Here is a 26,076-nt window from a genome sequence, read left to right as displayed (position 1 = left end):
GCTACTCGGGTGCGTCCTTGCCGACGTAGTCGGTGAGTATTGCAGCGACGACGGATTCGATGGTCGACTCGATCGAGAACTCCAGTGTTGCGGTGACCGCCGCGACCGCCTGGGTGCGGAACCGCACCAGCATCGAGATCAGCTCGGCCACTTCGGTATCGGCGGGCAACGATTCACCCGGTTTGATCCGGTGCGCCAGGTGATCCACTCCGGCTTGCACCAGGATCGAGCTGATCTCATCGATGTGGGGTAGCACGCGTTCGTGGACGTCGATCAGGTCGGCAAGGCCGACCCCGTACTGTCGGATGTCGTTGAACGCGTCGATCAGCTTCGGACGCAGGATGACCGCGTCCGCACCGTCGAGCTTGACCGTGCCGTTGGCCACCAGCCGGTCGAAGGCGCCGACATCGTCGCCGATCAGCTTTTTGGCCTGCGCCAACGGCATTCGCTCGGATTTCTCGGTGGCCCAGGTGCCGGCGATGGCGTTCTCCAGGCCGAGCACGTCGCCGATGTCCTTGCCCTGCTCCCACGCGCTGAGCATCTCGTGCACATGGGCGATGTTGTACCCGCGATCCAGCATTGAGGTGATCAGCCGCAGCCGGGTCAGATGGGTGTCGTTGAACAGCGCGATCCGTCCGACCCGCAGCGGCGGGTGCAGCAGCCCGCGGTCGCGATACACCCGGATGTTGCGCGTGGTGGAGCCGGCCAGTCTGGCCAGCTCCTCGATTCGGTATTCGCCCGAGGCCGCCACCCCGTGTGGCTGAACCGCCGCGTCGAACAGCTGCGATACCGCCGTCTCGACGATATCGCGTGAACCCTTGCGGATCTGCCGGGGCGTGCGGCGCAGGCCGCCCAGGATGTTCGCGATGGCGCCGACGGGCGGTCGGGGCTTGGGCGGCGGCATCTAAGCCACGGGACTGGCGGGGACGTGATCGCCGAAGCTGAGGTCAGGCATCTGTCGACGATACTGCGTGCCGACCGACCTCAGCCGGCAACTTTGCTGATTACGCTGCGCCGCAACGACTCTGCACGGATGTATCCGCGCGTTACGTCCAGGGTCGACCAGGATTGGCCATATCGGTTGCACCGCAGTGCAAGTCGATCGGGCGGGCGGGGATCAGCGCGGTGGGTCGCCCCGCCAGCTGAAGCTGTTCACGTATTTGCCCATGTCCAAGGCGATTTCCAGGCCGACGGCAGAGGGCTTGCCCGAGCCGAAATCGGGGCCGAAGGCGTGATACGGGCCGACCGCTCCGGCCACCAGTGCGACGTCGTTCTTCACCGCGGCGATCACGACCACCCGCATCCGGGTGTAACTGCTCATCGCGCCCTGCGGCCAGCAGTCGGCCACCAGCCCGTAGCCGGGTTGGTAGCCCACCATGGCATTGGGAATCTCGTAGGCGATCTTGGTGTCGGGAAATGTCCGCTTCACCAACGCGTTGGCGATGTCGCGCGGTGACCGGCCGCGCGCGGGCTCGCTGAACAAGCGCAACGTGCCGCCATCGCTGGCCTGGAAGACCGCCGTCACGCCGGAGTCGGAGGTGGTGACCTGGTAGGCCGACTCGGTGGACGGGTAGGACACCGAGAACGAGCCGTCGGCAGCGGTGAACCGCGGGTTGACCGTCACCGGTTGCCCCATCGGGGGCCGGCCACAGTCCGGCGGGCATACGTAGCGAGCCGACGGCTTCTCCAGCAGACCGGACAGCCCGACCAGGCCGCCGGCCACCACCAGTATCGCGGTGCTCAACACCAGCGCGATCCAGCGGAACGACGTCTTGCGCGGGGGCGGGGCGGTGAAAGTCCCGGAATGAAGCGAATAACCCGGCGCCAGACCGACGATGATCGGACCCGTCGTCTGCTCCTCGGCCAGCCGGATCGGGCGCTCCTGGCGCCGCGAGTTCCTGGACTTGCGCGACGACGCGTGCATCGCCGCGCCGCAGTTCGCGCAGAACGGTGCGTCCGGGACGACATGGTTGCACTCGCTGCAGAGCAGGGGTTCGTCGGCGCGCATGTCGTCTTGGGCTTCGTGCAGCAGGGCCAGGTGCAGGCCGACGCGCAGGGCCAGCAGTGCGAGCATGGCCAGGGTGAGATGCACGCCCAATTGCAGCCATTGGGGGATCCGGGCCACATCGATCAGCCCGAGGCAGGCATAGACGGCGACGACGATCACCGCGATGGAGACCAGGGTGAGACGGACGAACCCGCGGTGTTTGCCGATCTTGCCGGGCGGCCGGGTGAACCATAGTGCGGCGCCGATCAACCCGCCGACGGCCGCTGCGGTGAGGGGGACGGCGATTCCCCGGATGCCCGCCTCGACCAACAGGCCGTCCAACGGCCGAGCCCGGGCCACCATGCCGGTGGTGAACTGCGGCGCCAACCGGCTCAACGTCGCCGCCCCGCTGAAGGCCAGCGCGCCCAGCGCGCCGATTGCGTAGCCGTCCAGCGCTTCTCGCGTACCGGGGCGGGTCAGCCGGATCACCACCGCAGGCACCAGCATGATGATCATGGCGCCGACCGGGATGCCGATCCCGTCACGCATGATGCGCGCCCCGGCGATACCGGCGCCCAGCGGCACACCGTAGGCGCGGGCGACCGCGGCTCCGGTCAGCAGCACCCATGTCACGCCGAGTGCGATCCCGAGCCCCGCCGTGAGCGCCAGGGTGCTGCGGGGAATGTCCTCGGCGAGATCGGATTCGCGAATGTACATGGCGAACAACAGCGGAAGACCGAGGGAGGCCACCGTGATGAGCGCGGCGGGCAACCGGAAGACCGTCGCCAGCGTCAGGGCCACCACGAGCAGCCCCAGCCCCAGCAGGAACGCCTTACGGGACCGCGGGGACAGGTGCGGGAACAGGGAACTGGTGACCGACGGGGTCAGCAGATGCTGACCGGGAGCGGCGCTGAAGGTCCGGGCCCGCAGCCAGTGCGGTCCGTCGCCGGCCTGATGTTCGGCGAGCGGAACACCGCACAATCCGCAGTACTTGCCGGCGGGAACGTCGACCTGACAGATCGGGCACTGCACCATTCCCGGGGCCGAGGTGTCATCGTCGGTGGTGGTGGTCATCAGGCCTGAACCCTTTGTGCGATCAGCAGATTACGGGCGAGGTTGTCGATATCGGGCGTGCCCAATCCGCTGACCAGGTCGTAGCCGGGGGTGGCGATGTCAACGGCGTTGCCGCCCAGCGTGATGTCCCGGAACGCCGGCCGTGGGGCGCCGGCGGCGATGCGGTACAGCAGCGGGTTGATCTCACCGATCAGGTTGCCGCCGTTGGCGAGCAGGTACTGGTCCATCACCGCCGTCAGGCCGGCCCAGATGGGCGCCGACTGCGAAGTGCCGCCGCCGATCACCACGTCACTGTTGAGCACGATCTTGACGCCGGTGAACGGGTCGGCCACCGCCGAGATGTCCGGGGTCATCCGCTTGCCGATGTTGCGCGCGGCAGGTACCTGCCCGGCCGCGGCGCGCTGCCAGGGCGGCAGATCGAAAAGGGTGGACACGCCGCCGCCGGTGCCCTGGGACAACGGGACGTCGAACCAGGTCTGTTCGGCCAGCCAGCTGCCCCGGTTGTCGGTGGACAGTGTGGTGCCCCCGACGCTGGTCATCTCGGGCAGCGACGACACCGAGTCCAGCCCGATGTCGTCGGGGCCGGGCACCGAATCCCAGTCGGTGCCGCCCTTGCATTCCAGGCCGGCCAGATCGCCGCTGGCGTTGTAGGCCGTGGTGCCGTGCGACTGGGCGATCCGTAGCGCGGAGCGGACCGGGGCGAGGTCGGCCGCGGTGAGCAGCTTGTCGCAGCCCCAGCCGATCGACAGGCTCCAGACCGCGCCGGGATAGGCACGGTCGGTGTCCTCCATCAGCTTGCCGATCTTCTGGTAGGCGCCGTCGCCCTGGACGGTGGGCCGGGCGTTGACCACGACCTTGCGTGCATCGGGCGCAACGGCATGTGCCACTTGGAGATCCATCGTCGTCTCGCCATGGGCCACCGGCAGCGGATCGCCCATCGTCTCCGGGGTGAACCGGGGCAGGCTGAACATGGTGGAGAAGGTGTCGAGGTCTTTCTGGTCGTAACCGCTGAACGCGAAGATGACGATGGTGGTGCCCTTGCCGGTGAAACCCGCTGCCGCGAGTTTGTCGGCGTTGTATGTGGTCAACAGGGCGTTCGGGGTCAGCCCGCGGTCCGGGACGTCCAGTGCGATGTCCGGTCGCGAGACGTGGTGTGGGGTGTAGCCGAGGATCCGTCCGAGTTCGGTGACCTCGCCGCGCAGCGACTGGGGGACCAGCGGCTGTTGCGGCGACGCGTAGAACTGCTGGCCGTGGCGGCCGCGGTAGTCGTGCACGGATACCTCGAAGGCGCGCGCCACGGTGTCCGGAGTGCCCTCGACGATGGCCCAGTTGTCACTGGGGCGCCACGAGACCGAGAGCCCCCGGTCGCGGGTCCATTCGATGAGCTCGGTGGGGCGATGCTGACCGGTGAGTTCGGCGGTCAGCTGAATCTGCTGCGGGTGGGCCGGACCGAGGTCGGTCGAGGCGGCCAGTAACGACGCGTAGGGACCATCGATGAAGTTGGTCCCGGCGAGGTGTCGGTTGATCGGCAGATCAGAGGCGAAGACCAGCACGCCGGCAATGATCAGTGCCGGTAGCCAGTGGGCGATGCCCGTGCGGTGTCGGTTCACGTTCCGAGGTGCCGGGCCTGCACGTCAGGCAGACCCGGCCCGCTCGTACCAACGTGTCAGTTGTCGCCGGGGATGGCGGTCGGGGCCGGCGGGGCCTTCACCGTGGGGGTGAACTTGTTGCCGCCGGAGGGGCTGATCGACTTCTCGGTGGGCTCGACCGACGGCGCCGTGGTGGTGGTCGTCGTGGTCGAGGTCTCGGGAGCCTTCTTCTCTTCACTGCCGCAGGCGGCGGTGAAGCCGATCATCGCCAGAATGGCGGCGCCCCCGACAGCAGCCGAGACGCGACGGGTCAGACTTGAGTTCATGATGCGGTCCTTACCTCTCCCCCGAGTGGTGTATGAGCCGGCCTTCGGGGAATCGTTGGCGATTCCGCACGGTTCGTAAGCAGTCTACCTGGCGATTCGCTGTGGTCCCGTACCCCAGCCTTGATCCGAAGCGAGCGCTGGTGCCCAGACTGTAGCGCAGGCATCAGCCGGGCGCACAGCCATTACACAGCGCTTGACGGTGGAACACTGGAAGTGTTTACTCGAGCGATCGAACATGTGTTCGAATACGGGTGGATCTGGCGGTACGGGAGGTGCTGTTGTGACAGCGGCTTCGCGGCTTGACTCGCGTCCGATAAACCGGGCTGATCAGGTCGAACACCTTCGTCGCAGAATGGCCGAAGTCTCCGCCAAGGTGGGTTCCCGGACTTCGGGCAGGGCGCGGGAGAACGACCCGGCGCCCGACTCGGATAGTTTGCTGGAAGTCCCTGAGGTGCTGGCCGGTGCGCTCCAGGGCGCGTTGCCCAAGGGGATTGTGGCAGTGCTCACGGGCGCCCGGTCGCTGCCGCTGAGCATGGTGGCGGCGGTGACGGCGGCCGGTGGGCACGCCGCGATCGTCGGAGCGCCCCGGGCCGGCCTGCTGGCGGCGGCCGAGATGGGGGCGGACCTGAGCCGGATCGCGGTCATCCCGGATCCCGGTGCCGATCGGGTCGAGGTGGCCGCGGTCCTGCTGGACGGTCTGGACCTGGTGGTGCTCGACCTGGGGGGCCGGATGGTCCCGGGGGCGCGGGCCCGTGCGGTGACGGCGCGGGCCCGGCAGAAAAAATGCACGCTGTTGGTCACCGGGGGTGACTGGCCAGGTGCGGCGGCCCGGCTGGACGCCACCGTCAGCGGTTATGAGGTGATCGGCGCGGACGGGGCCCGACCGGTGCCCGGCTGCGGGCGGATCGGCCGGGTGCGATTGGTGACCCGTACCCGCGGCCGGATCCCCGGATTGGCGCATACCGCCGCCGTGGGTGGCTAGCGTGTCCCGGGTTCTCGCGCTCTGGTGCATGGATTGGCCCGCGGTGGCGGCGGCCGCGGCGGCCGGCCTGGCCGCGACGGATCCGGTCGCGGTGACACTGGCCAACCGGGTCATCGCCTGTTCGGCGTCCGCGCGGGCCGCCGGGGTGCGGCGCGGCCTGCGGCGCCGGGAGGCTCAGGCCCGGTGCCCGCAGTTGCACGTCAGCACCGCCGATCCGGCGCGCGATGCCCGGTATTTCGAAGGCGTGACGGCGGCGGTCGACGAGGTGGTGCCACGGGCGGAGGTGCTGCGGCCGGGTCTGCTGGTGATGCCGGTGCGCGGCGCTGCCCGCTATTTCGGGTCCGAACATGCCGCAGCGGAACGCCTGGTCGATGCGGTGGCGGCGGCCGGGGCCGAATGCCAGACCGGCATTGCGGACCAACTGGCCACCGCGGTGTTCGCGGCGCGGGCCGGCCGGATCGTCGAACCGGGGCAGGACGCGCCGTTCCTGTCCGGGCTGTCCATCCGGGAGCTGGCCACCGAACCGAGCCTGGCCTCGCCGGGCCGCGATGAGCTGGCAGACCTTTTGTGGCGCATGGGCATTCGCAGCATCGGCCAGTTCGCCGCGCTGTCTCGGACCGATGTCGCATCCCGGTTCGGCGCGGATGCGATCCTGGCGCACCGGTTCGCCTGCGGTGAGCAGTCCCGCGGACCGTCCGGGCGCGAGCCCGAACGCGACCTCGATGCCGTGATGAACTGCGACCCACCGATCGACCGGGTGGATGCGGCGGCCTTCGCCGGCCGGTTCCTGGCCGGTGAACTGCACCGCAGTCTGGAATCGGCGGGGGTCGGGTGTACCAGGCTGGCCATCCAGGCGGTCACCGCGAACGGGGAAGAGCTGTACCGGGTTTGGCGGTGCGCCGAGCCGCTGACCGAGGACGCCACCGCCGACCGGGTGCGCTGGCAACTGGACGGCTGGCTGACGAAGCGGAGTCTCGGCGGCCCGGGCCCCACGGCTCCTGTCGTGACACTGCGGCTGCATCCGGTGGAGGTGGTGTCCGCCGGCGCCCTCCAACTCCCACTGTGGGGATCCTCGGGTGACGACGACCGCTTGCGGGCCCGGCGCGCGCTGGTGCGGGTACAGGGTCTGCTCGGGCCGGAGGCGGTGCAGGTGCCGGTGCTGTCCGGTGGGCGCGGGCCGGCCGAGCGCATCACCTTCGCGGTGCTGGGTGACGAGCCGGTACCCGCGGCGGATCCGCGCCAGCCGTGGCCGGGGCAATTGCCCGAACCCGCCCCGGCGGTGCTGCTCGATGACCCGGTGGAACTGCTTGACGCCGAAGGCAATCCGGTACGGGTGACGGCCCGCGGGCTGTTCTCCACCGATCCGGCGCGGCTGAAATCCCCGGAGCTGGCCGCGGCGCTGCAGTGGTGGGCCGGTCCGTGGCCGGTCGACGAGCGATGGTGGGATCCGGGGTCGGCGCGAGCCGGCCGGACCGCGCGGGCTCAGGTGCTGCTCGGCGGCGGTACCGACCCGGGCCCGGCGATGCTGCTGTGTTACCGGCAGCGCCGCTGGTATGTGGAGGGAATCTATGAATGACGTTCCCGCACCGTGGGTCTAACCCAGACCCTGGGCGAACGGCCCGACGCGGGCGATGAATCGGTCGAAGAACGCGTTCGGATCGACCTCCATCCCGACATGCGCGTTGAGGTCACGACCCCACCGGCCGTTCCAGTCCGCCACCGTCATCCCGCGGGTCAGGGTGCCGGTCAGCTCGACGTCGACGGTGGCCTGGCGGTAGCGCACCAGGTCGGGATCCAGGGCCACCGCCGCGGCCAGCGGATCGTGCAGATGCGCCAGATAACCCTCGCCCTGGTCGAAATGGAACTCGAAGTAGAACCGCATGGCGTCCTCGAGCACCCGGATCAGCGGGTTGGCCGCGGTCGAATGGGTGCCGCGATCGTCGAGCACACTCAGCTGCGCCGATGGCGACCCGGCCGCCACCGCGAGCCGGGCCAGGATCGGCGGCGTCATCACCGCGTTCTCAGTCAGGTTGAGCCCCAAGATGATCGGCAGATGGGTTGGCTTGTGCAGGCCCCACGCCGCACCCCAGACCGCGAACACCTCGGCCGCGGACTCGGGATCGACGCTGATATTCCACTCCGCCACGGCCGTGGTGTTACCGCGATAGTCGAAGGCCCCGCCCATGATCACCAGTCGACGCAGCAGCCTGGGCAGCGCCGGCTCTTTGCGCAGCGCCAGCGCGAGATTGGTGAGCGGACCGGTGACCAGCCCGATCAACTCACCGGGACGGGCGTGCGCGGCGCCCACCCAGGCATCGGCCGCGTCGTACGGCGCCAAGGCCTGGTCGCTCGCCGGCAACCGGGCGTAGCCCAGTCCCTCGGGGCCGTGGGTGTCCTCGGCGGTGCGCAACGGAATGCTCAACGGACCGTCGGCGCCCTTGGCGACTTCGATGCCGGTCATCCCGCACAGTTTCAGCAGCCCCAGGTTGTTATCGCATACCTGTTGGACGGGCACATTGCCCGCCGTCGATGCGATCCCCACCACCTCGGCGTCGTCGCTGGCGAACAGGTAGGCCAACGCCATCGCGTCGTCCACCCCGGTGTCCACGTCGGCGAACACCGGCAGCCTCGTTGCACCCGTCACGTCGCCCACCCTAGGGCCCGGCCGGTTACCAGTGCACCCCGGGAATCAGCCGCACGGCTCGCTTCACCGGCCGGGGTACCCGCGCGGTGCGTGCGGCGCGGACCGCACGCTTGGGTTGGCGCGGTGGGTGCGGCATCGTTCCGGCGCTCGGCGCGGCCGGCGCCTCACCCCTCGCGGCCGCGGAATCCGGGTACCCCAGATAGATCTGGTGCAGCACCCGCCGCGACAGCCGCGGGGTGAAGTAGGTACCCAGATCGGCGAGCGTGCCGACCGGAGTGTCGATGCGGGCCGGTTTTTCGATCAGGCCGCGCACCACCATCGCGGCGGCGTGCTCGGCGGTGATCGGCGGCATCGGGTTCAGCCGCCGCGACGGCGCGATCATCGGGGTGCTCACCAACGGCATGTGGATGTTGGTGAACGTGATGTGGTCCGACAACGTCTCGGTGCCGACCACCTCGGAGAATGCATCCAGGGCGGCCTTGGTCGGTAGGTAGGCACTGTATTTGGGGCTGTTGGCCTGCACGCCGGCGCTGGACACATTCACCACGTGCCCGAAACGCCTTTCCTGCCAATGGGGTAGCAGTGCCAGCACCATCCGGACCGCGCCGAAGTAGTTGACCGCCATCACCCGTTCGTAATCGTGCAGCCGGTCCGTGGATGCCGACACCGACCGGCGGATGGACCGGCCGGCGTTGTTCACCAGATAGTCCACGTGCCCGAACCGGCCCAGAATGTCCTTGACGGTGTGCTCGACGGAGGACGAATCGGTGACGTCACAGGTGAAGGCGTGCGCCTGCCCACCCGCGGCGCGGATCTCGGTCACCAGGTCGTCGAGCGCATCGGCATTGCGCGCCAAGGCGAATACCGTGGCGCCGCGCTGGGCGACGGCCACTGCCGAGGCGCGGCCGATACCGCTTGAGGCGCCGGTGATGACGACGTGCCTGCCGACCAGGGGACCGTCCGGATCGTCGCGGCGGGCCCGGTCCGGGTCCAGATGTTCGGCCCAGTACCGCCACAGTCTCGGCGCGTAGGACGCGAACTCGGGCACCTCGATTCCGGTGCCGCGCAACGCTTCTTCGGTGTGTTCCGCTGTGAAAGTGGGTGCCAGGTCGACGACGTCGAGGATCTCGGCGGGGATACCGAGTTGGGTGGCCGCCATATTGCGCAGCAGCTTGGCCCGCCCGGTGGCCTTGAGTACCGGGGTCACCGTGGCGCTGGGCAGCGACCCGCGTAGCGCCGGCAGCCCGGCTTCGCGCGCCACACCGCGGTAGATGCCGCGTAGCCCAATCGATTTCGGTGCGGTCAGGTGGAAGGTCTGCCCATCGCGGTCGGGGCTGTGCATGAGATGGACGAGTGCCGATACGACATAGTCCACCGGAACGATGTTGGTGCGGCCGGTGTCGGGCAACACCATCGGGGTGAAACTGGGCAGCACCGCGAGCTTGGCCAGCATCCCGAAGAAGTAATAGGGGCCGTCGATCTTGTCCATCTCACCGGTGCGCGAGTCACCGACGACGACAGCGGGCCGGTAGATGCGGTGCCGGAGTCCGCCGGCGCGGACCAGTTGTTCGGCCTCGAACTTGGTCTGGTGATACGGGGTAGGCAGATCCTGGGCGACGTCGAAATCATCCTCGGTGTAGACACCCGGGTAACTGCCGGCCACCGCGATCGACGACACGTGGTGCAGGGTGGCGTCCAGCCGCCGGGTCAGGTCGATGACGGCCCTGGTGCCCTCGACATTGGCGGCGCGCTGCTGGGCTTCGGGGGCGGTCATGTCGTAGATCGCCGCGCAGTGCACCACGTGATCGATATCGCCGAGCTCGGTCAGCGCGTCGTCACCGAGGCCCAGGCCAGGTTCGCCCAAGTCGCCTACCAGGGGTTTCACCCGCGGACCCCAGGACTGGGCAAGTCGCTCGAAACGGCCGAGCGATTCGCGGCGCACCAGCACCCACACCTGGGCGTCGTCCCTGTCGCGCGCGAGCCGGGACACGATGCGGCGGCCGATAAACCCGGTACCGCCGGTAACGACATAATTCATGCGGCCATGCTCGTCCTTGCGGACTCGTACGTCAACTAACGTCGCGACTCGAGCCCGTCACACCACCTCACCCGACGAAAAGGGAGACCCGCCATGCCGATCGATCCGAGCGCCGTCGGCGCCAGAACCGAAGCCCAGGACTTCACCTGGACCGACCGCGACACTCTCTTGTACGCCCTGGGCGTGGGCGCCGGTGTCGACGATCTCGCGTTCACCACCGAGAACAGTCACGACATCGAACAGCAGGTGCTGCCGACCTTCGCGATCATCGCCTGCTCGCCGTTCGCCGCGGCACTGAAGATCGGCAGCTTCAACTTCGGCATGCTGCTGCACGGGTCCCAGGAGATCCGGCTGCGCAAGCCGCTGCCGCCGGCCGGGCGCCTGAGCGTGCATTCCGAGGTCGCCGACATCCAGGACAAGGGCGAAGGCAAGAACGCGGTGGTGATGCTCAAGGGTTTCGGTGCCGAGCCGGGCACCGGTGAGATCGTCGTGGAAACGCTGACCACCGTGGTCATTCGAGGCGAGGGCGGGTTCGGCGGCCAGCCCGGTCAGCGCCCGGCGGCCCCGGACTTCCCCGACCGTGCCCCCGACGCGACGGTGGCGCTGCCGACCCGGGAGGACCAGGCCCTGCTGTACCGGCTGTCCGGTGATCGCAATCCGCTGCACAGCGACCCGTGGTTCGCGCAGACACTGGCCGGGTTCCCCAAGCCGATCTTGCACGGGTTGTGCACCTACGGTGTGGCCGGTCGGGCGCTGGTGGCCGAGCTCGGCAATGGCGATGCGACGAAAGTACATGCGGTGGCGGCGCGTTTCAGCTCGCCGGTGTTCCCGGGGGAGACGCTGACCACCTCGATCTGGCGCACCGGTGACGGCCGCGCGCTGTTCCGCACCGAGGCCGCCGCTGCCGACGGCTCCGGCGCGCGACTGGTGCTCGACGACGGGGTCGCGGAGTTCTCGGCCTGACCGCAGAAATCCGCGAAGCGCCGTGCATCTGGTGGCACGTTGACAGGATGGCGCTATGAAACTGCTTGTCGGGTACCTGGCAACCCCCGGTGGTGCCGATGCGTTGGCTCTGGGTGTCCGGCTGGCCCGCACGTTGGGTGCCGATCTCGAACTGTGCGTGATGCTGCCGCCGGACCGGGTGCCCGCGATGGTGCACGCCGACGGCTACGAGGAGGCATTGGTTCGGCAGGCCCTCGGCTGGCTCACCGACGCGCAGGCGACGGTGCCGGCCGGGGTCGTGGTGAACCCGCATGTCAGCTTCAGTGATTCGTTCGCCGACGGGCTGATCCGGGAGGCGCTGCGGCTGGACGCCGCGGCGATCGTGGTCGGTGGCGCCGGTGGTGGATTGGCCGGGAGCTTTTCGTTGGGCTCGGTGGTCAACGAACTGCTGCACTCGGCGCCCGTCCCGGTGGCCGTGGCGCCCAGAGGAATTCGGCTCTCCGAGGTGGGCCAGGTCCGCGAGGTGACGTGCGCACTGGGGGAGCGGGCTGGGGCCGATCTGTTGCTGGAGACGGCGGTGGCGGCCAGCCGGGCCGCAGGCACGCCGCTGCGACTTGTCTCGCTGGTGGCGCTGGATCCGGTGCTGGGTGCCCTGCGCAGCGACCCGGACGCGGTGCGCGAGCACGCCCTCGCGCACGCGCGGCAAGCGCTGGACACCGCGCAAGAAGCTCTGCCGGAAGGGTTTCCGGTGACGGCGACGGTGACCGACGGCGCCACCGTGGAGGACGCCGTGAACAAGCTGTCATGGCGGGACGGTGATCTCATCATGGTCGGTTCCAGCCGGCTGGCCGCCCCGCGCAGGTTGTTCCTCGGCTCCACGGCGGCCAAGATCCTGCGCGTCGTCGAGGTTCCCATTGTCGTGGTCCCGCGAAGCCAACACCGCGATGGGGAGGCATCGTGAGTGCCGGTGACACCGCGTAATCACCACAGGGGCTGGCCGCCCAAGGCAAGGCGGGCACGTCACCCGGTGTTGGGTGCCGGTGTCGGTGGTGGTGGGAAGGGTTGGTACCACCACCATTGGGCGCGTTCGCCGGTCGGTCCGGGATAGGGCGCGACGTCGGGTGGTGGTGTGGCCGGTGGGTGGGCCAGGGTTCCGCGGTGCAGTGGTTGTCCGTTGTGGTCGGTGACGGCGAGTCGGTCGGCGGGTCCGGTGATGTTCAGGGCGCCGCGGTGGTGCAGTCGGTGGTGATGGGGGCAGACCAGCACCAGATTCGACAGCTCGGTGACGCCGCCGTCTTCCCAGTGTGTGATGTGGTGGGCATGCAATCCCCGGGTTGTGGCGCAGCCGGGGATCACGCAGCAGCGGTCGCGGTGTTCTAGGGCGCGGCGTAGCCGGCGGCTGATGGTGCGGGTGGTGCGTCCAGCCCCGATCGGTCGGCCGTGGCGCTGGAACCACACTTCGCAGGTCGCATCACAGCTCAGGAATTGTCGTTCCGCCTCGGTCAGCACCGGACCCAAATGCAGGGCGGCGGTCTTCTGCTCGAGGTCGAGGTGCACGACGATGGTGGTGTGCTGGCCGTGCGGGCGCCGCGCCGCCTCGGTGTCCCAGCCAGCCTCGACCACACTCATGAAGGCATCCACCCGGGTCGGAAACGGGGTGTCCGCGCCAGTGTCTTCGGTGTGGTCGGTGATCAGGCCGTCGTGGTGGGACTGCATGGCCGTATCGAATTTTGCGGCGTCCAGGCGCGGTAACCGGATCCGGTAGGTGGTGTAGTCCGCGCTCTCGCTGGTTTTGGTGACCTCAGGCCCGGGCCCGGGCTCGGGCCGCTCGGGTTCGGGTTCGTCTCGGGGTGCCAGGTTGATCGCGGTGCGCAACTGGGCCACCGTGGCTGAGGCGGCCAGTTCGGCGTAATGCGCATCGCTACCGTGGGCGCCGCGTTCGGCGATCACACCGACCTGATCCAACGACAACCGACCCGCACACAGGCCGGCGACGCAGACCGGCAATTCCTCGATCCGGCGCGCGACGGCCACGACGGTGTCGGCGTTGCGGGGGGTGGCACCGGTTTTCCAGGCCACCAACGCCGACAGCGACCGGGCCCCGGTCAACCCCGCCAGATCTTCGCGCTCCAACGCGGCCACGATCTCGACCAGCCGACCGTCGATCGCATTGCGCTGCCCACACAACTCGGCCAGCTCCCCGAACAACACCTCAAGCCGCTCGGCAGGACTAGCCTGCGAAGCCAAAGACGCTGCGGCGCTGGACATGACACCATTGTCACAGAGGGGTACGACAAGTTCTGACCTCCAGGGTGGCATCGCCGATATGGATCAACGCGTGGCCATCTACACCGCCGAACCGGGTTCCTCCTCGGAGGAGGCGCTGCGATTGCTGGCGGTCATCGGCACCCAGCGGATGGACATCCCCGGCTGATCGACGATTCGAACAATTGTTCGATACACTGGCGGGGTGGGCTGGCACAACGGACCGCCGACCTGGTCGGAGATGGAGCGGGTACTGGCCGGCCGGGCGCGCCGGATCGAACCGCCGCCGGGTGACGGCGGGGACAGCCCCGCCTGGTCCCGCAAGCGCGGTGCCTACCAGCCGGCCGGTATCGAGCGCGGCGGCTCTGCGGTCCGGTACGCCGAACTGCACGCGCATTCGGCGTACAGCTTTCTGGACGGGGCCAGCACGCCGGAGGAGCTCGTCGAGGAGGCGGCGCGGCTGAATCTGCGGGCCATCGCGCTGACCGATCATGACGGTCTCTACGGGGTGGTGCGGTTCGCCGAGGCCGCCCGCGAACTCGATGTGTCCACGGTGTTCGGTGCCGAACTGTCGCTGGGTAATGTGGCCCGCACCGAAGACCCCGATCCACCCGGCCCGCATCTGCTGGTCCTGGCGCGCGGCCCGGAAGGGTATCGGCGGCTGTCCCGCGAGCTTGCCGCCGCGCATCTGGTCGGCGGGGAGAAGGGCAAACCGCGCTATGACTTCGATGTCCTCACCGAGGCGGCCGGCGGGCACTGGCATATTCTCACCGGTTGCCGCAAAGGGCATGTCCGCCAGGCATTGTCGACGGGTGGACCGGAAGCGGCGGCCCGGGCGCTGGCCGATCTGGTGGACCGGTTCGGTGCGGACCGGGTCAGTATCGAACTGACCCACCATGGCCACCCGCGCGATGACGAGCACAATGCCGCGCTGGCCGCATTGGCGCCGCGGTTCGGGGTGGGCGTGGTGGCCACCACCGGTGCGCATTTCGCCGAGCCGTCCCGTGGTCGGCTGGCCATGGCGATGGCCGCCATCCGGGCGCGCAACTCGCTGGACTCCGCGGCCGGCTGGCTGGCCCCACTCGGTGGCGCCCACCTGCGCTCCGGGGAAGAGATGGCACGACTGTTCGGCACCGAGATCGTCTCGGCGGCAGCCGATCTCGGTGAGCAGTGCGCCTTCGGGCTGAGTCTCATCGCGCCCCGGTTGCCGCCGTTCGCGGTCCCGGCCGGGCATACCGAGAACAGCTGGCTGCGCCATCTGGTCGAGATCGGCGCCGCCGAGCGCTACGGTCCACGGGCGCGGGCGGCCAAGGCGTACGCGCAGCTCGAGCACGAATTGAAGATCATCGAGCAACTGGACTTCCCGGGTTATTTCCTGGTGGTGCACGACATCACCCGGTTCTGCCGGGAGAACGGCATCCTGTGCCAGGGCAGGGGATCGGCGGCCAATTCGGCGGTCTGTTACGCGCTCAAGGTCACCAATGTCGACCCGGTCCGCAACGACCTGTTGTTCGAGCGGTTCCTGTCCCCGGCCCGGGACGGCCCACCCGATATCGATATCGACATCGAATCCGATCTGCGCGAGGACGCCATCCAGTACGTCTATCGGAAGTACGGACGGGACTACGCCGCTCAGGTCGCCAACGTCATCACCTACCGGGGCCGCAGCGCGATCCGGGACATGGCGCGGGCCCTGGGTTTCTCGCAGGGGCAGCAGGACGCGTGGAGCAAGCAGATCAGTCGGTGGAACGGACTCGCCGACTCACCTGATGTAGAGGACATCCCCGCCCAGGTGGTGGACCTGGCCACGCAGATCTCCAACCTGCCCCGGCACATGGGCATCCACTCCGGCGGCATGGTGATCTGCGACCGTCCGATCGCCGACGTCTGCCCGGTGGAATGGGCCAGGATGGAAAACCGCAGTGTGCTGCAGTGGGACAAAGATGACTGCGCGGCAATAGGTTTGGTGAAGTTCGACATGCTGGGGCTCGGCATGCTCTCGGCTCTGCACTATGCCATCGACCTGGCGGCCGAACACAAGGGGATCGACGTCGACCTGGCACAGCTGGATCTCTCTGAGGCTGCGGTGTACGAGATGCTGCAACGGGCCGATTCGGTCGGGGTGTTCCAGGTGGAGTCGCGGGCCCAGATGGCGACCCTGCCGCGGCTGAAACCCCGGGAGTTCTACGACCTGGTGGTCGAGGTGGCGCTGATCCGCCCCGGCCCGATCCAGGGCGGATCGGTGCATCCCTATATCCGGCGGCGCAACGGAGAGGAGGAGGCCACCTACGATCACCCGTCCATGGAGCCGGCGCTGCGCAAGACGCTGGGCGTGCCGCTGTTCCAAGAGCAGCTGATGCAGCTGGCGGTGGACTGTGCCGGGTTCAGCGCCGCCGAGGCCGACCAGTTGCGTCGGGCGATGGGCTCCAAACGTTCCACCGAGCGGATGCGCCGGCTGCGCGGCCGGTTCTACGACGGGATGCGCGAAAAGCACGGCATCACCGGGCACATCGCCGACCGCATCTACGAGAAGCTGGAAGCCTTCGCCAATTTCGGTTTCCCGGAGAGTCATTCGCTGAGCTTCGCCTCATTGGTGTTCTATTCGTCATGGTTCAAACTGCACCATCCCGCGGTGTTCTGCGCGGCGCTGCTGCGGGCCCAGCCGATGGGGTTCTATTCACCGCAATCGTTGGTGGCCGATGCCCGCAGGCACGGCGTGCAGGTGCACGGTGCGTGCGTCAATGCCAGCCTTGCGTACGCCACGTGCGAGAACGAGGGATCGGACGTGCGGCTCGGGCTCGGCGCCGTCCGGCATATCGGCGACGGGCTGGCGCAGCGCATCGTCGACGAGCGCGAGGCGCACGGACCGTTCGCCTCGCTGTTGGATCTGACTGCACGGGTGCAGCTGTCGGTCCCGCAGACCGAGGCGCTGGCCACCGCCGGTGCACTGGACTGTTTCGGGATCTCCCGCCGCGAGGCGTTGTGGTCGGCGGGAGCGGCCGCGACGCAACGCCCGGACCGGCTCCCCGGGGTGGGGGCCTCATCGCGTATCCCGTCGCTGCCCGGGATGACCGACCTCGAACTCACCGCGGCCGACGTGTGGGCCACCGGTGTCTCGCCGCAGCACTATCCCACTCAGTTCCTGCGGGAGAATTTCGACGAGCTGGGAGTGATCCCCGCGGGCAATCTGCTCGAGGTGCCCGACGGGACCCGGATCCTGGTGGCCGGCGCGGTGACCCACCGGCAGCGACCCGCCACCGCGGCAGGGGTGACGTTCATGAACCTGGAGGACGAGACCGGCATGGTCAACGTGCTGTGCTCGCCCGGCGTGTGGTCGCGGCATCGCAAGCTGGCGCAGACCGCGTCGGCGCTGATCATCCGGGGCATCGTGCAGAACGCGAGCGGGGCGGTCACGGTCGTGGCAGACCGGATGGCCCCGGTTGACCTGCGTGTGACGTCACGGTCCCGCGACTTCCGCTGACTCGGCGCTGCGGGCGCCGGTCACTCGCACTTTCGCGCCATGGCCGCCACGTCGGCCGGCGGCCGTCGTCGCGGCAACGGCGCGCTTCCCCCGATCGGGGGACAACCAGTTCATCCGGTGCATCCACCGGTCACCCGACAGACCCGGCGCGTGCACCGGGGCATTCTTATCTCAACGGCCGAACAAGCCGGCAAGACAAACCAAAAGCTCACTCACGCAAAGGATTACGAACATGATCAAGACCCTCGGACTCGGCATCGTCACCGCCGGCATCATCGGCGCGGGCGCACTCGGCCTCGCCGGCACCGCCGCCGCAGCCACCACGACCACCACGCCGAGCGGCCCCGGCTACTCCTACAGCCCGGACACGTTCGCCAAGCCGGCCCCCACCGCCAAGCCCGGCTGGCACAACAACCACGGCCCGGCCAGGATCGCCAACCTGCAGAATCACTGACCTACCTGCGAGAACCCCTCCCCGAAATGGGGAGGGGTTTATGCACGTCAGCCCTCGGTCGGGGTGGTCCATACCTTTTGGACGGCGATCTTGATACGGGTGCTGTACCCGGCCATCGCTTCGGTCAGGCCGAACTGTGCGGCAGCGGCCTCGTACTTGGTCCAGTACGAAGCGTCCTGGCGAGCGTCCACCCCCTCGGCGTCGATCCGTGCGGTACCGCCGACCACGATGATCCCGCCGCCGTTGCCGTCGGAGTCGAGATTCAGGCTCACCTGTGGGTGGTTACGGATGTGGCGCACCTTGGCCGCGGTCGGCGTGGTGTAGACGACGATGTCGGTCCCGTCGAAATGGAACCAGACCAATTTGGGTACGGGCTGCCCCGACTTCGCGACGGTGGTCAGCCAGCCGTAGTCGTCGGTTTTCAGGCGGTCCGCGGTGTCATTCGTCAGCTCGGTGCTCATGAACGCGAATGTAGTCTCGCGGTATGACACTGAACCTGTCCGCCGATGAAGTTCTGACCACCACGCGCTCGGTGCGCAAACGCCTCGATTTCGACAAACCGGTGTCGCGTGAGGTGCTGCTGGAATGTCTGGATCTGGCTTTGCAGGCGCCGACGGGTTCGAATGCGCAAGGCTGGCAATGGGTTTTCGTCGAGGATGAGGCGAAGAAGAAGGCCATCGCCGACATCTACCGCACCAATGCGACCCCGTACCTGGCGGCGCCGAAGGATACGTTCGGTGACGCCCGCGACGGGCAGATCGATGCGGTGCGGTCCTCGGCGAGCTACCTCAACGACAACATGGAGAAAGCCCCGGTGCTGTTGATCCCGGTGCTGGAGGGCCGGCCGGACGGGGCGCCCGCCGGGTTGAGCGCGTCGTTCTGGGGATCGTTGCTGCCCGCGGTGTGGAGCTTCATGTTGGCGCTGCGCTCCCGCGGGTTGGGTTCGGCGTGGACCACGCTGCACCTGCTCGGCGACGGTGAGAAGCAGGCCGCCGAGATCCTGGGCATCCCGTTCGACAAGTACTCCCAAGCCGGCCTCTTCCCGATCGCCTACACCAAGGGCACCGACTTCAAGAAGGCCAAGCGGCTGCCCGCCGAGCAGTTCGCGCACTGGGACACCTGGTGATGCTCAGCGCAACGCCGCCACGATCCGCTCGGTAAGGCGTTCGCAGTAGTCGTCGTCGGCGGATAACTGCACCACGGCCAGTCGCCAGTAGAGCGGCCCGGCCAGCAGGTCCATCGCCAGATCGGTATCGGTGCCCGAGGCGAGTTGGCCGCGTTCGATGGCCCGGGTGAACAGTTCGGCCGCTTTGGCCCGCCGGGGTTCGCGGACGTTGTCGCCGAGTATCGCGGCCAGTTCCGGATTGCGGATGGCTTCGGCCAGCAGATCCGGCCCGATCCGCCGAACCATCGGATGCGACAGGGTGTCGCGGGCATCGCGCAGGTACTGCAGCACATCACCACGCAAGGTGCCGGTGTCGGGCACATCGATCGCGGCGACGGCTTTCTTGGACACCAGGGCGACGGTCATATCGAGTTTGGATCGCCAGCGCCGGTACACGGCCGCCTTGCCGACGCCGGCGCGTTTGGCGACCGCATCGATCGACAACCTGCCGTAACCGGCTTCGGCGAGTTCGGCGAAGTAGGCCTCCTCGATGGCGGCGGTCACCTCGTCCTGCAGGACCGGTCCGCCCGAGGTGCGGCGGCGCGGGGATGGGGGCACGGACGAAACCCTAGCTCAAACGGAACGGTTGCGTTCCGGCAACGTCGATGCGATTATACGAGACGTAACCGTTCCGTTTCGTTTAGGGGTGCGCCGTGAAGTTCCTGTTCGATGATGAGTCGTTCTCCTTCGAGACCCTGCGGGCTGCGGGTTTCGCCGGCTACGGCGGCGCGGACCTGGGGGAGGTGCTGGTCACCGCCCGTGCCATCCCCGAAGGGGACGAGGTCGCCTGGCATCGGGAGTGGAAAGCCACCGCCCGGCGGGTCGAGGCGCTGGGCCGGGAATCGCTGGCCAACGGCCAGTCGGTCAGCGCACGGGAGGCCCTGCTGCGGGCCTCGAACTACTACCGGACCGCCGAGTTCTACCGCCGGGTGGACCCTTTCGACGATCCCGAGGTCACCGAGTTGTCCCGCGCATCCCGCGACACCTTCCTGGCCGCGATCGGGTTGTTCGACTTCGGCTTCGAGCAGGTGCGCATCCCGTATCTGGACACCACGCTGCCCGGCTACCTGTACCTGGCCGACGACTCGGGCGAACCCCGGCCGACCGTCGTCTACAACAGTGGCTACGACTCGACGCTGGAGGAGTCCTACTTCGCCATCGCAGCCGCGGCCCTGGCCCGCGGATACCACGTGCTGGCCTTCGACGGGCCAGGTCAGGGCATGGCGATTCGCGAGCAGCGGCTGGTGTTCCGGCACGACTGGGAGGCCGTCGTCACCCCGGTGCTCGACTTCGCACTCACCCGCCCCGAGATCGCCGCCGACCGGATTGCCTTGTTCGGCTACAGCCTGGGCGGCTATCTGGCGGCCCGCGCGGCCGCCTTCGACGACCGGCTCGCCGCGGTGATCCTCGACGACGGCGTGTTCGATTTCGGTTCCGCGGTGGCGGGCGCTATGCCTGCGTTCCTCACCCAGTGGATCGCCGACGGCAACACCGATGCCGTGAACCAGGTGCTGACACTGCTGATGGGATTCGACACCCAGATCCGATGGGCGCTCCGCAACGGTGTGTGGGTGATGGGCGTGGACAGTCCGGCCGCCCTGCCGGAGGTGTTCGGCCGCTACACCCTGGCCGGCATCGCGGATCGGATCACCGCCCCCACTCTGGTGCTCGACGCGGAGAACGACCAGTTCTTCAAGGGCGAACCACAACGTGTCGCCGAAGCGCTGGTGAATGCCGAGACGACGCTGGTCAGCCTGCGCGAAGCAGACGGGGCGGGCGAGCACTGTCACATGGGTGCGATGAGCAGGGTCCACCAGGTGATCTTCGACTGGCTCAATGCGGTTCTGCCGCAACGGCAGTGAGCTACCGACCTACACCGCACCGTCGAAACCGTGCTGGCGCCATGCCTCGTAGGCCGCCACCGCCGCCGCGTTGGACAGATTCAATGACCGCCGGCCCGACAGCATGGGGATGCGTACCCGGCCGGTGATGTGCGGGTCGCTCAGCGTCTCGGCATCCAGACCGGTCGGCTCGGGGCCGAACATCAACACATCGCCGGGCCGGTAGGACACCTGCGCGAAGGATCTGTCGGCGTGCGCGGTGAACGCGTACACCGCGGCCGGCATCAGTGCGGCCCACGCCGAGGCCAGGTCGGCGTGCACCGTGACCGAGGCCAGATCGTGGTAGTCCAGCCCGGCCCGGCGCAGCTTCGGCTCGGACAGATCGAAACCGAGCGGTTCGACCAGATGCAGTTCGCACCCCGTCGCCGCCACCATCCGGATCGCGTTTCCGGTGTTCGGCGCGATCCGGGGCGAGAAGAACAGCACGCGGAACATCCGACGATGATGTCATCCGCGCCATCACACAACCGGGCAACATCTCGGTCACGAACTGTGCGCGAACACTTGCGAACTGTAGAAAGCGCTGCATACGGCTGTCATAATCGACAAATTGCGATCGGCGTGCCACGCCGGCCCCAACTGCGGGCTAACGCAGCAGGAAGCCAATGAGCGACGAATTCACCCACGCCACAACGCAAGACGCGCCGCCGCCGGTGGGCAAGCCGTCGCGCTGGGCGCTGAGCAACTGGCCCGTCGGCTGGAAAGTGCTTGCCATCGCGCTGGTTCCGCTCGTGCTGGCGGGGGTGCTCGGCGGCTTGCGGATCTACTCCGGCCTCAACGCGGCCACCGACCTGCGCCGCGCCGCCGACCGTGCCGAACTGGTGCCCGCCATCACGAACTACATGGCCGCGCTCGACGCCGCGCTGCTTGCCAACTCCACCGGCACCGACGCGCAACCGGCCCTGAGTGCGTTCGACGCGAGCCGCAAGGCACTGGCCGACAAACTGGCCGACACCGACGCGGTACCCGATGTGGGAAAAGGCGTCACCGCGATCCTGCAGGGCGGTCAGCAGCTGCTCAACGGGGTCACCTCCAACAGCATCGGGCTGCGGGACCGGATCACCACCTACGCCCCCATCCTGCTGACCGCCGAGGACGCGATCAACGGTTCGGTGCGGGTCGAGGACGAGAAGATCCGCGCCGAAACGCTCGGGCTGTCCCGCGCAGTCGGGGCGCGCGGCCAGATGATGATGCAGCAGCTGCTGGTCAACGGCGGCGCAGAGCTGCCCGAGCCCGAACTGCGCACGTCGATGGTCACCCTTGCCGGTACCGAGCCCTCGACGCTGTTCGGCATGAGCCAGGTGCTCGGCGTCGGTTCCGCGCAAGCCCAGAAGTTGCAGGAGCAGATGGTCCGCCGGATGGGCATCATGTCGGATCCGGCCGTGCCGCTGCCCAACAACCCGGACCTGGGCCAGTCGATCCAGGTCACCAACGAGATTGCCGGCAAGATCATCGCCGACACCTCGGCGTCGGTGACCTCGGCCGTGGAAAGCCAGGCCGCCGACCGGCGCAGCACCGCCATCCGCGACGCGGTCCTGGTCATCGGCGCCATCCTGGTCGCCCTGGCCGCGGTCGCTCTGGTGGCGCGGTCACTGGTCCGGCCGTTGCGCCGGCTGCGCGACGGCGCGCTGCGGGTGGCGCACCAGGACCTGGCCCGCGAACTGGAACAGGTCCGCGCCGGCGGTGACCCCGGCCCGATCCGCCCGCTGCCGGTGCACACCACCGAGGAGGTCGGCCAGGTTGCGCACGCCGTCGATGAACTTCACGAACAGGCCGTCCTGCTGGCCGGCGAGCAGGCCCGGTTTCAGCTGCAGGTCAGCGATATGTTCGAGACGCTGTCGCGGCGCAGCCGGTCGCTGGTGGACCAGCAGCTGACGCTGATCGACCAGCTGGAACGCGATGAGGCGGACCCGCAGCGGTTGGAGAGCCTGTTCCGGCTGGACCATCTCGCCGCCCGGATGCGCCGCAATGGCGCGAACCTGCTGGTGCTGGCGGGCACCAAGGTGTCACGGGAGCAGTCCGAACCGGTCGCGCTGGCGGCCGTCGTCAACGCCGCGGCCTCCGAGGTGCAGGAGTACACCCGGGTGGTCACCGGCTCCGTGCCCGACAGCGAGATCAGCGGCGGCGTCGCCGCGGACCTGGTGCACGTCTTGGCCGAACTGATGGACAACGCGCTGCGCTACTCACCGCCCAGCAACCCGGTGCGGGTGTCTGCGGTGTACACCGGCGACGGCGCCCTGGTGATCGAGATCGCCGACGAGGGGCTGGGGATGACCGAGGCCGACCTGCGGGTCGCCAACATCCGGCTGCAGTCCGGCGGTGAGGTCAACCCCTACACCGCGCGGCACATGGGGCTGTTCGTGATCGGTCGGCTGGCCTCCGCGCACGGCCTGGTGGTGCGGCTGCGCAGCACCGTGGCCGGTGAACCCGGGTCGGGCACCACCGCCGGGGTGTACGTCCCGCAGCACCTGCTGGTCGGCGATTTCGCCACCTCCCGGTTCGCCGACTTCATCCCGGCACCGGCGGCCGCCGTCGGGCCGCCGGTTTTCCGCCGGGCCGCCGATCCGGAGCCACCCGTCGCGCCTGCCGACTACCAGCCGCCGGGTTCGGTTCTGCCGCAACGTAACCCGGGTGCCAGCAGGATCGCCGACGTCGAAGCCGAGCCGACCGTGCGGCCAACAGAGCGGCCCGCCGACACCTCGTCGTTCTTCGCGGCCCGGGCCCAGGTGCGCGACGAGCCGCCTGCGCGCAACGATGCCCCGCCGCCGGCGCGCAGCGAACCGGCGACCGGCTCGGAGGACGCGATCTATCAGAAGATGCTCTCCGAATGGCTGGTCGATCCCACCGACCTGGGTGCCAGCACCGATCTGGACTGGAAGTCGGTGTGGGACAACGGTTGGTCAGCGGCCGCCGCCGCCGAGGACACGCCGGTTTCCGAGCACACCTCGGAGGGGTTGCCGGTGCGCAGGCCGGGGGCCCGGTTGGTGCCGGGCACCGGAGCGGCCGTCGACGAGATAACATCTGACCCCGCCGACCAGGAGTTCGACACCGGACCACTGCCGGACCCGGCCGCCGTGCGGGCCAGCCTCAGCAGTCACTTCGGGGGTGTGCACGCGGCCAGGAGCCACGCCCGCGACGGCGAATATCCCGTCGCTTCGCTCGCCCCTGCGGAGGAACCCGAATGACGACCACCCGTGCATCCCTCGACTGGCTGGTGTCCAAGTTCGCCCGCGAGGTGTCCGGGGTGTCGCATGCCGTCCTGGTGTCCGCCGACGGCCTGCTGATGGCGGCCAGCGAGCACATGCCCCTCGAGCGGGCCGATCAGCTGGCCGCGGTGGCGTCCGGGCTGGCCAGCCTGTCCACCGGGGCCGCGCAACTGTTCGAGGGCGGCCACGTCATGCAGTCGATCGTGGAGATGGAGAACGGCTACCTGTTGCTGATGCGGGTGGGGGACGGCTCGAACCTGGCCACCCTGGCCACCCGGTCCTGCGATATCGGCCAGATCGGCTACGAGATGGCCATCCTCGTCGAACGGGTCGGCACCGTCGTGCAGTCGGCGCGGCGACCACGCCAGCACATGTGAGCCGGCCGCAGAGAAACGGGTGTGAAGCGGGTGAACGAGCGGGACGGCGAATGGGCACCGGGCTCCGCCGAGCCCAGCCTGGTCCGGCCGTACACGCTGACCGCCGGACGCACCGAACCCGCCGTTGCGCTGCCCTGGGAAGCGCCCATCCGGACACGCGATCTGGGTCCGGCGCCGCGCTGGCCCGGGAATGACGTCCGGGCGCGGATACTGGAACTCGGCAGGGATAGTCCGTCGGTCGCGGAGATCGCGGCTCGTCTATCGTTGCCGCTCGGCGTGGCACGCGTGCTGATCGGAGATCTGGTCGCCCAGGGATACCTCAGGGTGCACGGCACTCTCGCAGATGCCGCCTCGACCGACGAACGACGCGAACTGATCGGAAGGACATTGCGTGGCCTACGGGCTCTTTGAAGGAGGCACCACTGATCCTCCAGTGTCTTCGCGCGAGCGCTCATCCTCCACACTGTCTTCGCGCGAGCGCTCATCCTCCACCAAGATCGTCATCTCCGGCGGTTTCGGCGCGGGCAAGACCACTTTCGTGGGAGCGGTGTCGGAGATCATGCCGCTGCGCACCGAGGCGCTGGTGACCACCGAGTCCGCCGGGGTGGACGCGCTGGAGGACACGCCGCACAAGAACACCACGACGGTGGCGATGGACTTCGGCCGCATCACGCTGGCGCAGGACCTGGTGCTCTACCTGTTCGGCACACCCGGCCAGCGGCGGTTCTGGTTCATGTGGGACGACCTGGTGCGCGGGGCCATCGGCGCAGTGATCCTGGTGGACGTGCGCCGGCTGCAGGACAGCTTCGCCGCGGTGGATTTCTTCGAGGCGCGCAAGCTGCCGTTCATCATCGCTGTCAACGAATTCGACGGCGGCGTACGGCATCCGGCCGCCGCGATCCGTCAGGCGCTGGCGCTGGCCGACGGCATCCCGATCGTCGCAGTCGACGCAAGGGACCGGAACTCGGCGCGCGACGCACTGATCGCGGTCACCGAATACGCGCTGACCGCGTTGGCCGGCTGAGCCAAGCGTGCGAGCGAGTCGACGATCATGACGGGCCCCGAACAAGTCTGGGTGGACCGTGAGTTCACCGGCCACGACTTTCGCGGGGACGACCTGAGCCGGATCCGCACCGAACGCACCGTGTTCGACGACTGCGATTTCAGCGGGGTGGATCTCACCGAGTCGGTGCACGTCGGGTCCGCCTTCCGGAACTGCAACTTCCGCCGGGCCACCCTGTGGCACAGCACCTTCACCAACTGCAGCCTGCTGGGCTCGGTGTTCACCGAGGCACGGCTGCGGCCGGTGGTGATGACCGAGGTGGACCTGACCCTGGCGGTTCTCGGGGGCTGCGATCTGCGGGGCGTCGACCTGTCGTCGTCCCGGCTACGCGAGGCCAGCCTGGTCGGCGCCGACCTGCGCAAGGCGGTGCTTCGGCAGGCCGATTTGTCCGGAGTGCGGGTGCAGGACGCCAAATTCGACGAGGCCGACCTGCGCGGCGCGCGGGTGGACCCGACATTCTGGACCACCGCGAAGGTGCGGGGTGTGCGCGTCGACATCGCCCAAGGGCTGGCCTACGCCGCGGCCCACGGACTGGACATCCACGGCGAGTGATTTGTGCACGTACAGCGGCGCTGACCGCCG

Annotated in this window: 23 protein-coding genes; 13 read left to right on the top strand and 10 right to left on the bottom strand. The window is 68.7% G+C overall.

The genetic code is table 11. The annotated features are described in order from the left end of the window. Position 1 precedes the first annotated feature (1 nt). The 4 genes from ACXPWS_RS24445 to ACXPWS_RS24430 all read right to left on the bottom strand — a co-directional run bounded on the left by ACXPWS_RS24445 (position 2) and on the right by ACXPWS_RS24430 (position 4,976). Entirely contained in the window at positions 2 to 904 is a 903-nt protein-coding gene (locus ACXPWS_RS24445; RefSeq protein WP_458709131.1) for a MerR family transcriptional regulator, read from the bottom strand. 213 nt (positions 905 to 1,117) lie between these two features. After that, positions 1,118 to 3,061, bottom strand: coding sequence for a zinc ribbon domain-containing protein (locus ACXPWS_RS24440; RefSeq protein ID WP_458709130.1), 1,944 nt, complete (start codon positions 3,059 to 3,061; stop codon positions 1,118 to 1,120). Continuing rightward, a complete protein-coding gene (locus ACXPWS_RS24435) occupies positions 3,061 to 4,671 on the bottom strand; it encodes a S53 family peptidase (RefSeq protein WP_458709129.1) in 1,611 nt (536 codons plus the stop codon). Before ACXPWS_RS24435 ends, ACXPWS_RS24440 begins: the two co-directional genes overlap by 1 nt. A 56-nt stretch (positions 4,672 to 4,727) precedes the next feature. Further along, complete coding sequence (locus ACXPWS_RS24430) at positions 4,728 to 4,976, bottom strand: hypothetical protein (protein WP_458709128.1); 249 nt, start codon at positions 4,974 to 4,976, stop codon at positions 4,728 to 4,730. Between the two features lie 280 nt (positions 4,977 to 5,256). On the opposite strand from ACXPWS_RS24430, the gene ACXPWS_RS24425 reads away from it, so the two are divergent. Both ACXPWS_RS24425 and ACXPWS_RS24420 read left to right on the top strand, forming a co-directional pair. Then, positions 5,257 to 5,958 (top strand): hypothetical protein, encoded by a 702-nt coding sequence (locus ACXPWS_RS24425; protein WP_458709127.1) that lies wholly within the window; start codon positions 5,257 to 5,259, stop codon positions 5,956 to 5,958. A 28-nt stretch (positions 5,959 to 5,986) separates the two neighbouring features. Further along, positions 5,987 to 7,534: a DNA polymerase Y family protein gene (locus ACXPWS_RS24420; protein ID WP_458713679.1), complete on the top strand. Its 1,548-nt coding sequence runs from the start codon at positions 5,987 to 5,989 to the stop codon at positions 7,532 to 7,534. Between the two features lie 18 nt (positions 7,535 to 7,552). Here the strand turns inward: ACXPWS_RS24420 and ACXPWS_RS24415 are convergent, their stop codons facing one another. Then, complete coding sequence (locus tag ACXPWS_RS24415) at positions 7,553 to 8,542, bottom strand: nucleoside hydrolase (protein ID WP_458713678.1); 990 nt, start codon at positions 8,540 to 8,542, stop codon at positions 7,553 to 7,555. 85 nt (positions 8,543 to 8,627) lie between these two features. Continuing rightward, entirely contained in the window at positions 8,628 to 10,640 is a 2,013-nt protein-coding gene (locus ACXPWS_RS24410; protein WP_458709126.1) for an SDR family oxidoreductase, read from the bottom strand. A 93-nt stretch (positions 10,641 to 10,733) separates the two neighbouring features. Here ACXPWS_RS24410 and ACXPWS_RS24405 point away from each other — a divergent pair, with 93 nt between their 5' ends. Together ACXPWS_RS24405 and ACXPWS_RS24400 are read left to right on the top strand one after the other, a co-directional pair. Beyond that, a complete protein-coding gene (locus ACXPWS_RS24405; protein ID WP_458709125.1) occupies positions 10,734 to 11,603 on the top strand; it encodes a MaoC/PaaZ C-terminal domain-containing protein in 870 nt (289 codons plus the stop codon). Between the two features lie 55 nt (positions 11,604 to 11,658). Then, entirely contained in the window at positions 11,659 to 12,543 is an 885-nt protein-coding gene (locus ACXPWS_RS24400) for a universal stress protein (protein WP_458709124.1), read from the top strand. Positions 12,544 to 12,602: 59 nt separating this feature from the next. Here ACXPWS_RS24400 and ACXPWS_RS24395 read toward each other — a convergent pair whose 3' ends face one another. Beyond that, on the bottom strand, positions 12,603 to 13,850 hold the full coding sequence (locus ACXPWS_RS24395; RefSeq protein ID WP_458709123.1) for an HNH endonuclease signature motif containing protein: 1,248 nt from the start codon (positions 13,848 to 13,850) through the stop codon (positions 12,603 to 12,605). A 202-nt stretch (positions 13,851 to 14,052) separates the two neighbouring features. Between ACXPWS_RS24395 and ACXPWS_RS24390 the strand changes: the two genes are divergently transcribed. After that, positions 14,053 to 17,328 carry an error-prone DNA polymerase gene (locus ACXPWS_RS24390; RefSeq protein ID WP_458709122.1) on the top strand — a complete coding sequence of 1,092 codons (3,276 nt, stop codon included), beginning with the start codon at positions 14,053 to 14,055 and terminating at the stop codon, positions 17,326 to 17,328. 232 nt (positions 17,329 to 17,560) lie between these two features. Continuing rightward, entirely contained in the window at positions 17,561 to 17,782 is a 222-nt protein-coding gene (locus tag ACXPWS_RS24385) for a hypothetical protein (protein WP_458709121.1), read from the top strand. A gap of 47 nt (positions 17,783 to 17,829) precedes the next feature. Here ACXPWS_RS24385 and ACXPWS_RS24380 read toward each other — a convergent pair whose 3' ends face one another. Further along, positions 17,830 to 18,243: a TIGR03667 family PPOX class F420-dependent oxidoreductase gene (locus tag ACXPWS_RS24380; protein ID WP_458709120.1), complete on the bottom strand. Its 414-nt coding sequence runs from the start codon at positions 18,241 to 18,243 to the stop codon at positions 17,830 to 17,832. Between the two features lie 23 nt (positions 18,244 to 18,266). Between ACXPWS_RS24380 and ACXPWS_RS24375 the strand changes: the two genes are divergently transcribed. After that, positions 18,267 to 18,908 (top strand): nitroreductase family protein, encoded by a 642-nt coding sequence (locus tag ACXPWS_RS24375; protein ID WP_458709119.1) that lies wholly within the window; start codon positions 18,267 to 18,269, stop codon positions 18,906 to 18,908. A 3-nt stretch (positions 18,909 to 18,911) separates the two neighbouring features. Here ACXPWS_RS24375 and ACXPWS_RS24370 read toward each other — a convergent pair whose 3' ends face one another. Further along, positions 18,912 to 19,505 carry a TetR/AcrR family transcriptional regulator gene (locus ACXPWS_RS24370; RefSeq protein WP_458709118.1) on the bottom strand — a complete coding sequence of 198 codons (594 nt, stop codon included), beginning with the start codon at positions 19,503 to 19,505 and terminating at the stop codon, positions 18,912 to 18,914. A 95-nt stretch (positions 19,506 to 19,600) separates the two neighbouring features. Here ACXPWS_RS24370 and ACXPWS_RS24365 point away from each other — a divergent pair, with 95 nt between their 5' ends. Further along, on the top strand, positions 19,601 to 20,809 hold the full coding sequence (locus ACXPWS_RS24365; protein ID WP_458709117.1) for an alpha/beta hydrolase family protein: 1,209 nt from the start codon (positions 19,601 to 19,603) through the stop codon (positions 20,807 to 20,809). 9 nt (positions 20,810 to 20,818) lie between these two features. Here the strand turns inward: ACXPWS_RS24365 and ACXPWS_RS24360 are convergent, their stop codons facing one another. Next, on the bottom strand, positions 20,819 to 21,283 hold the full coding sequence (locus ACXPWS_RS24360; protein ID WP_458709116.1) for a tRNA (cytidine(34)-2'-O)-methyltransferase: 465 nt from the start codon (positions 21,281 to 21,283) through the stop codon (positions 20,819 to 20,821). A 170-nt stretch (positions 21,284 to 21,453) separates the two neighbouring features. Between ACXPWS_RS24360 and ACXPWS_RS24355 the strand changes: the two genes are divergently transcribed. From ACXPWS_RS24355 to ACXPWS_RS24335, 5 genes are read left to right on the top strand one after another with little or no spacing between them, the layout of a single operon-like run. Then, entirely contained in the window at positions 21,454 to 24,033 is a 2,580-nt protein-coding gene (locus ACXPWS_RS24355; protein ID WP_458709115.1) for a HAMP domain-containing sensor histidine kinase, read from the top strand. Continuing rightward, positions 24,030 to 24,431, top strand: coding sequence for a serine protease inhibitor (locus tag ACXPWS_RS24350; protein WP_458709114.1), 402 nt, complete (start codon positions 24,030 to 24,032; stop codon positions 24,429 to 24,431). Before ACXPWS_RS24355 ends, ACXPWS_RS24350 begins: the two co-directional genes overlap by 4 nt. A gap of 21 nt (positions 24,432 to 24,452) precedes the next feature. After that, a complete protein-coding gene (locus ACXPWS_RS24345) occupies positions 24,453 to 24,842 on the top strand; it encodes a DUF742 domain-containing protein (protein ID WP_458709113.1) in 390 nt (129 codons plus the stop codon). Positions 24,843 to 24,894: 52 nt separating this feature from the next. Beyond that, on the top strand, positions 24,895 to 25,455 hold the full coding sequence (locus ACXPWS_RS24340) for a GTP-binding protein (protein WP_458713677.1): 561 nt from the start codon (positions 24,895 to 24,897) through the stop codon (positions 25,453 to 25,455). Positions 25,456 to 25,482: 27 nt separating this feature from the next. Then, positions 25,483 to 26,046 (top strand): pentapeptide repeat-containing protein, encoded by a 564-nt coding sequence (locus ACXPWS_RS24335; RefSeq protein WP_458709112.1) that lies wholly within the window; start codon positions 25,483 to 25,485, stop codon positions 26,044 to 26,046. The last annotated feature ends 30 nt before the right edge of the window (positions 26,047 to 26,076 follow it).

It is taken from the genome of Mycobacterium sp. BMJ-28, assembly GCF_054404835.1.
This window is presented reverse-complemented; position numbering and strand designations above follow the sequence as displayed.

Bases quoted from the DNA above. Each gene is read 5' to 3' on its own strand.
- ACXPWS_RS24395 (WP_458709123.1), bottom strand. From the start codon at position 13,850: ATGTCCAGCGCCGCAGCGTCTTTGGCTTCGCAGGCTAGTCCTGCCGAG.
- ACXPWS_RS24360 (WP_458709116.1), bottom strand. From the start codon at position 21,283: ATGTTCCGCGTGCTGTTCTTCTCGCCCCGGATCGCGCCGAACACCGGA.
- ACXPWS_RS24420 (WP_458713679.1), top strand. From the start codon at position 5,987: ATGGATTGGCCCGCGGTGGCGGCGGCCGCGGCGGCCGGCCTGGCCGCG.
- ACXPWS_RS24430 (WP_458709128.1), bottom strand. From the start codon at position 4,976: ATGAACTCAAGTCTGACCCGTCGCGTCTCGGCTGCTGTCGGGGGCGCC.
- ACXPWS_RS24380 (WP_458709120.1), bottom strand. From the start codon at position 18,243: ATGAGCACCGAGCTGACGAATGACACCGCGGACCGCCTGAAAACCGAC.
- ACXPWS_RS24355 (WP_458709115.1), top strand. From the start codon at position 21,454: ATGAGCGACGAATTCACCCACGCCACAACGCAAGACGCGCCGCCGCCG.
- ACXPWS_RS24415 (WP_458713678.1), bottom strand. From the start codon at position 8,542: ATGGCGTTGGCCTACCTGTTCGCCAGCGACGACGCCGAGGTGGTGGGG.
- ACXPWS_RS24445 (WP_458709131.1), bottom strand. From the start codon at position 904: ATGCCGCCGCCCAAGCCCCGACCGCCCGTCGGCGCCATCGCGAACATC.
- ACXPWS_RS24440 (WP_458709130.1), bottom strand. From the start codon at position 3,061: ATGACCACCACCACCGACGATGACACCTCGGCCCCGGGAATGGTGCAG.
- ACXPWS_RS24400 (WP_458709124.1), top strand. From the start codon at position 11,659: ATGAAACTGCTTGTCGGGTACCTGGCAACCCCCGGTGGTGCCGATGCG.
- ACXPWS_RS24350 (WP_458709114.1), top strand. From the start codon at position 24,030: ATGACGACCACCCGTGCATCCCTCGACTGGCTGGTGTCCAAGTTCGCC.
- ACXPWS_RS24410 (WP_458709126.1), bottom strand. From the start codon at position 10,640: ATGAATTATGTCGTTACCGGCGGTACCGGGTTTATCGGCCGCCGCATC.
- ACXPWS_RS24385 (WP_458709121.1), top strand. From the start codon at position 17,561: ATGATCAAGACCCTCGGACTCGGCATCGTCACCGCCGGCATCATCGGC.
- ACXPWS_RS24335 (WP_458709112.1), top strand. From the start codon at position 25,483: ATGACGGGCCCCGAACAAGTCTGGGTGGACCGTGAGTTCACCGGCCAC.
- ACXPWS_RS24405 (WP_458709125.1), top strand. From the start codon at position 10,734: ATGCCGATCGATCCGAGCGCCGTCGGCGCCAGAACCGAAGCCCAGGAC.
- ACXPWS_RS24375 (WP_458709119.1), top strand. From the start codon at position 18,267: ATGACACTGAACCTGTCCGCCGATGAAGTTCTGACCACCACGCGCTCG.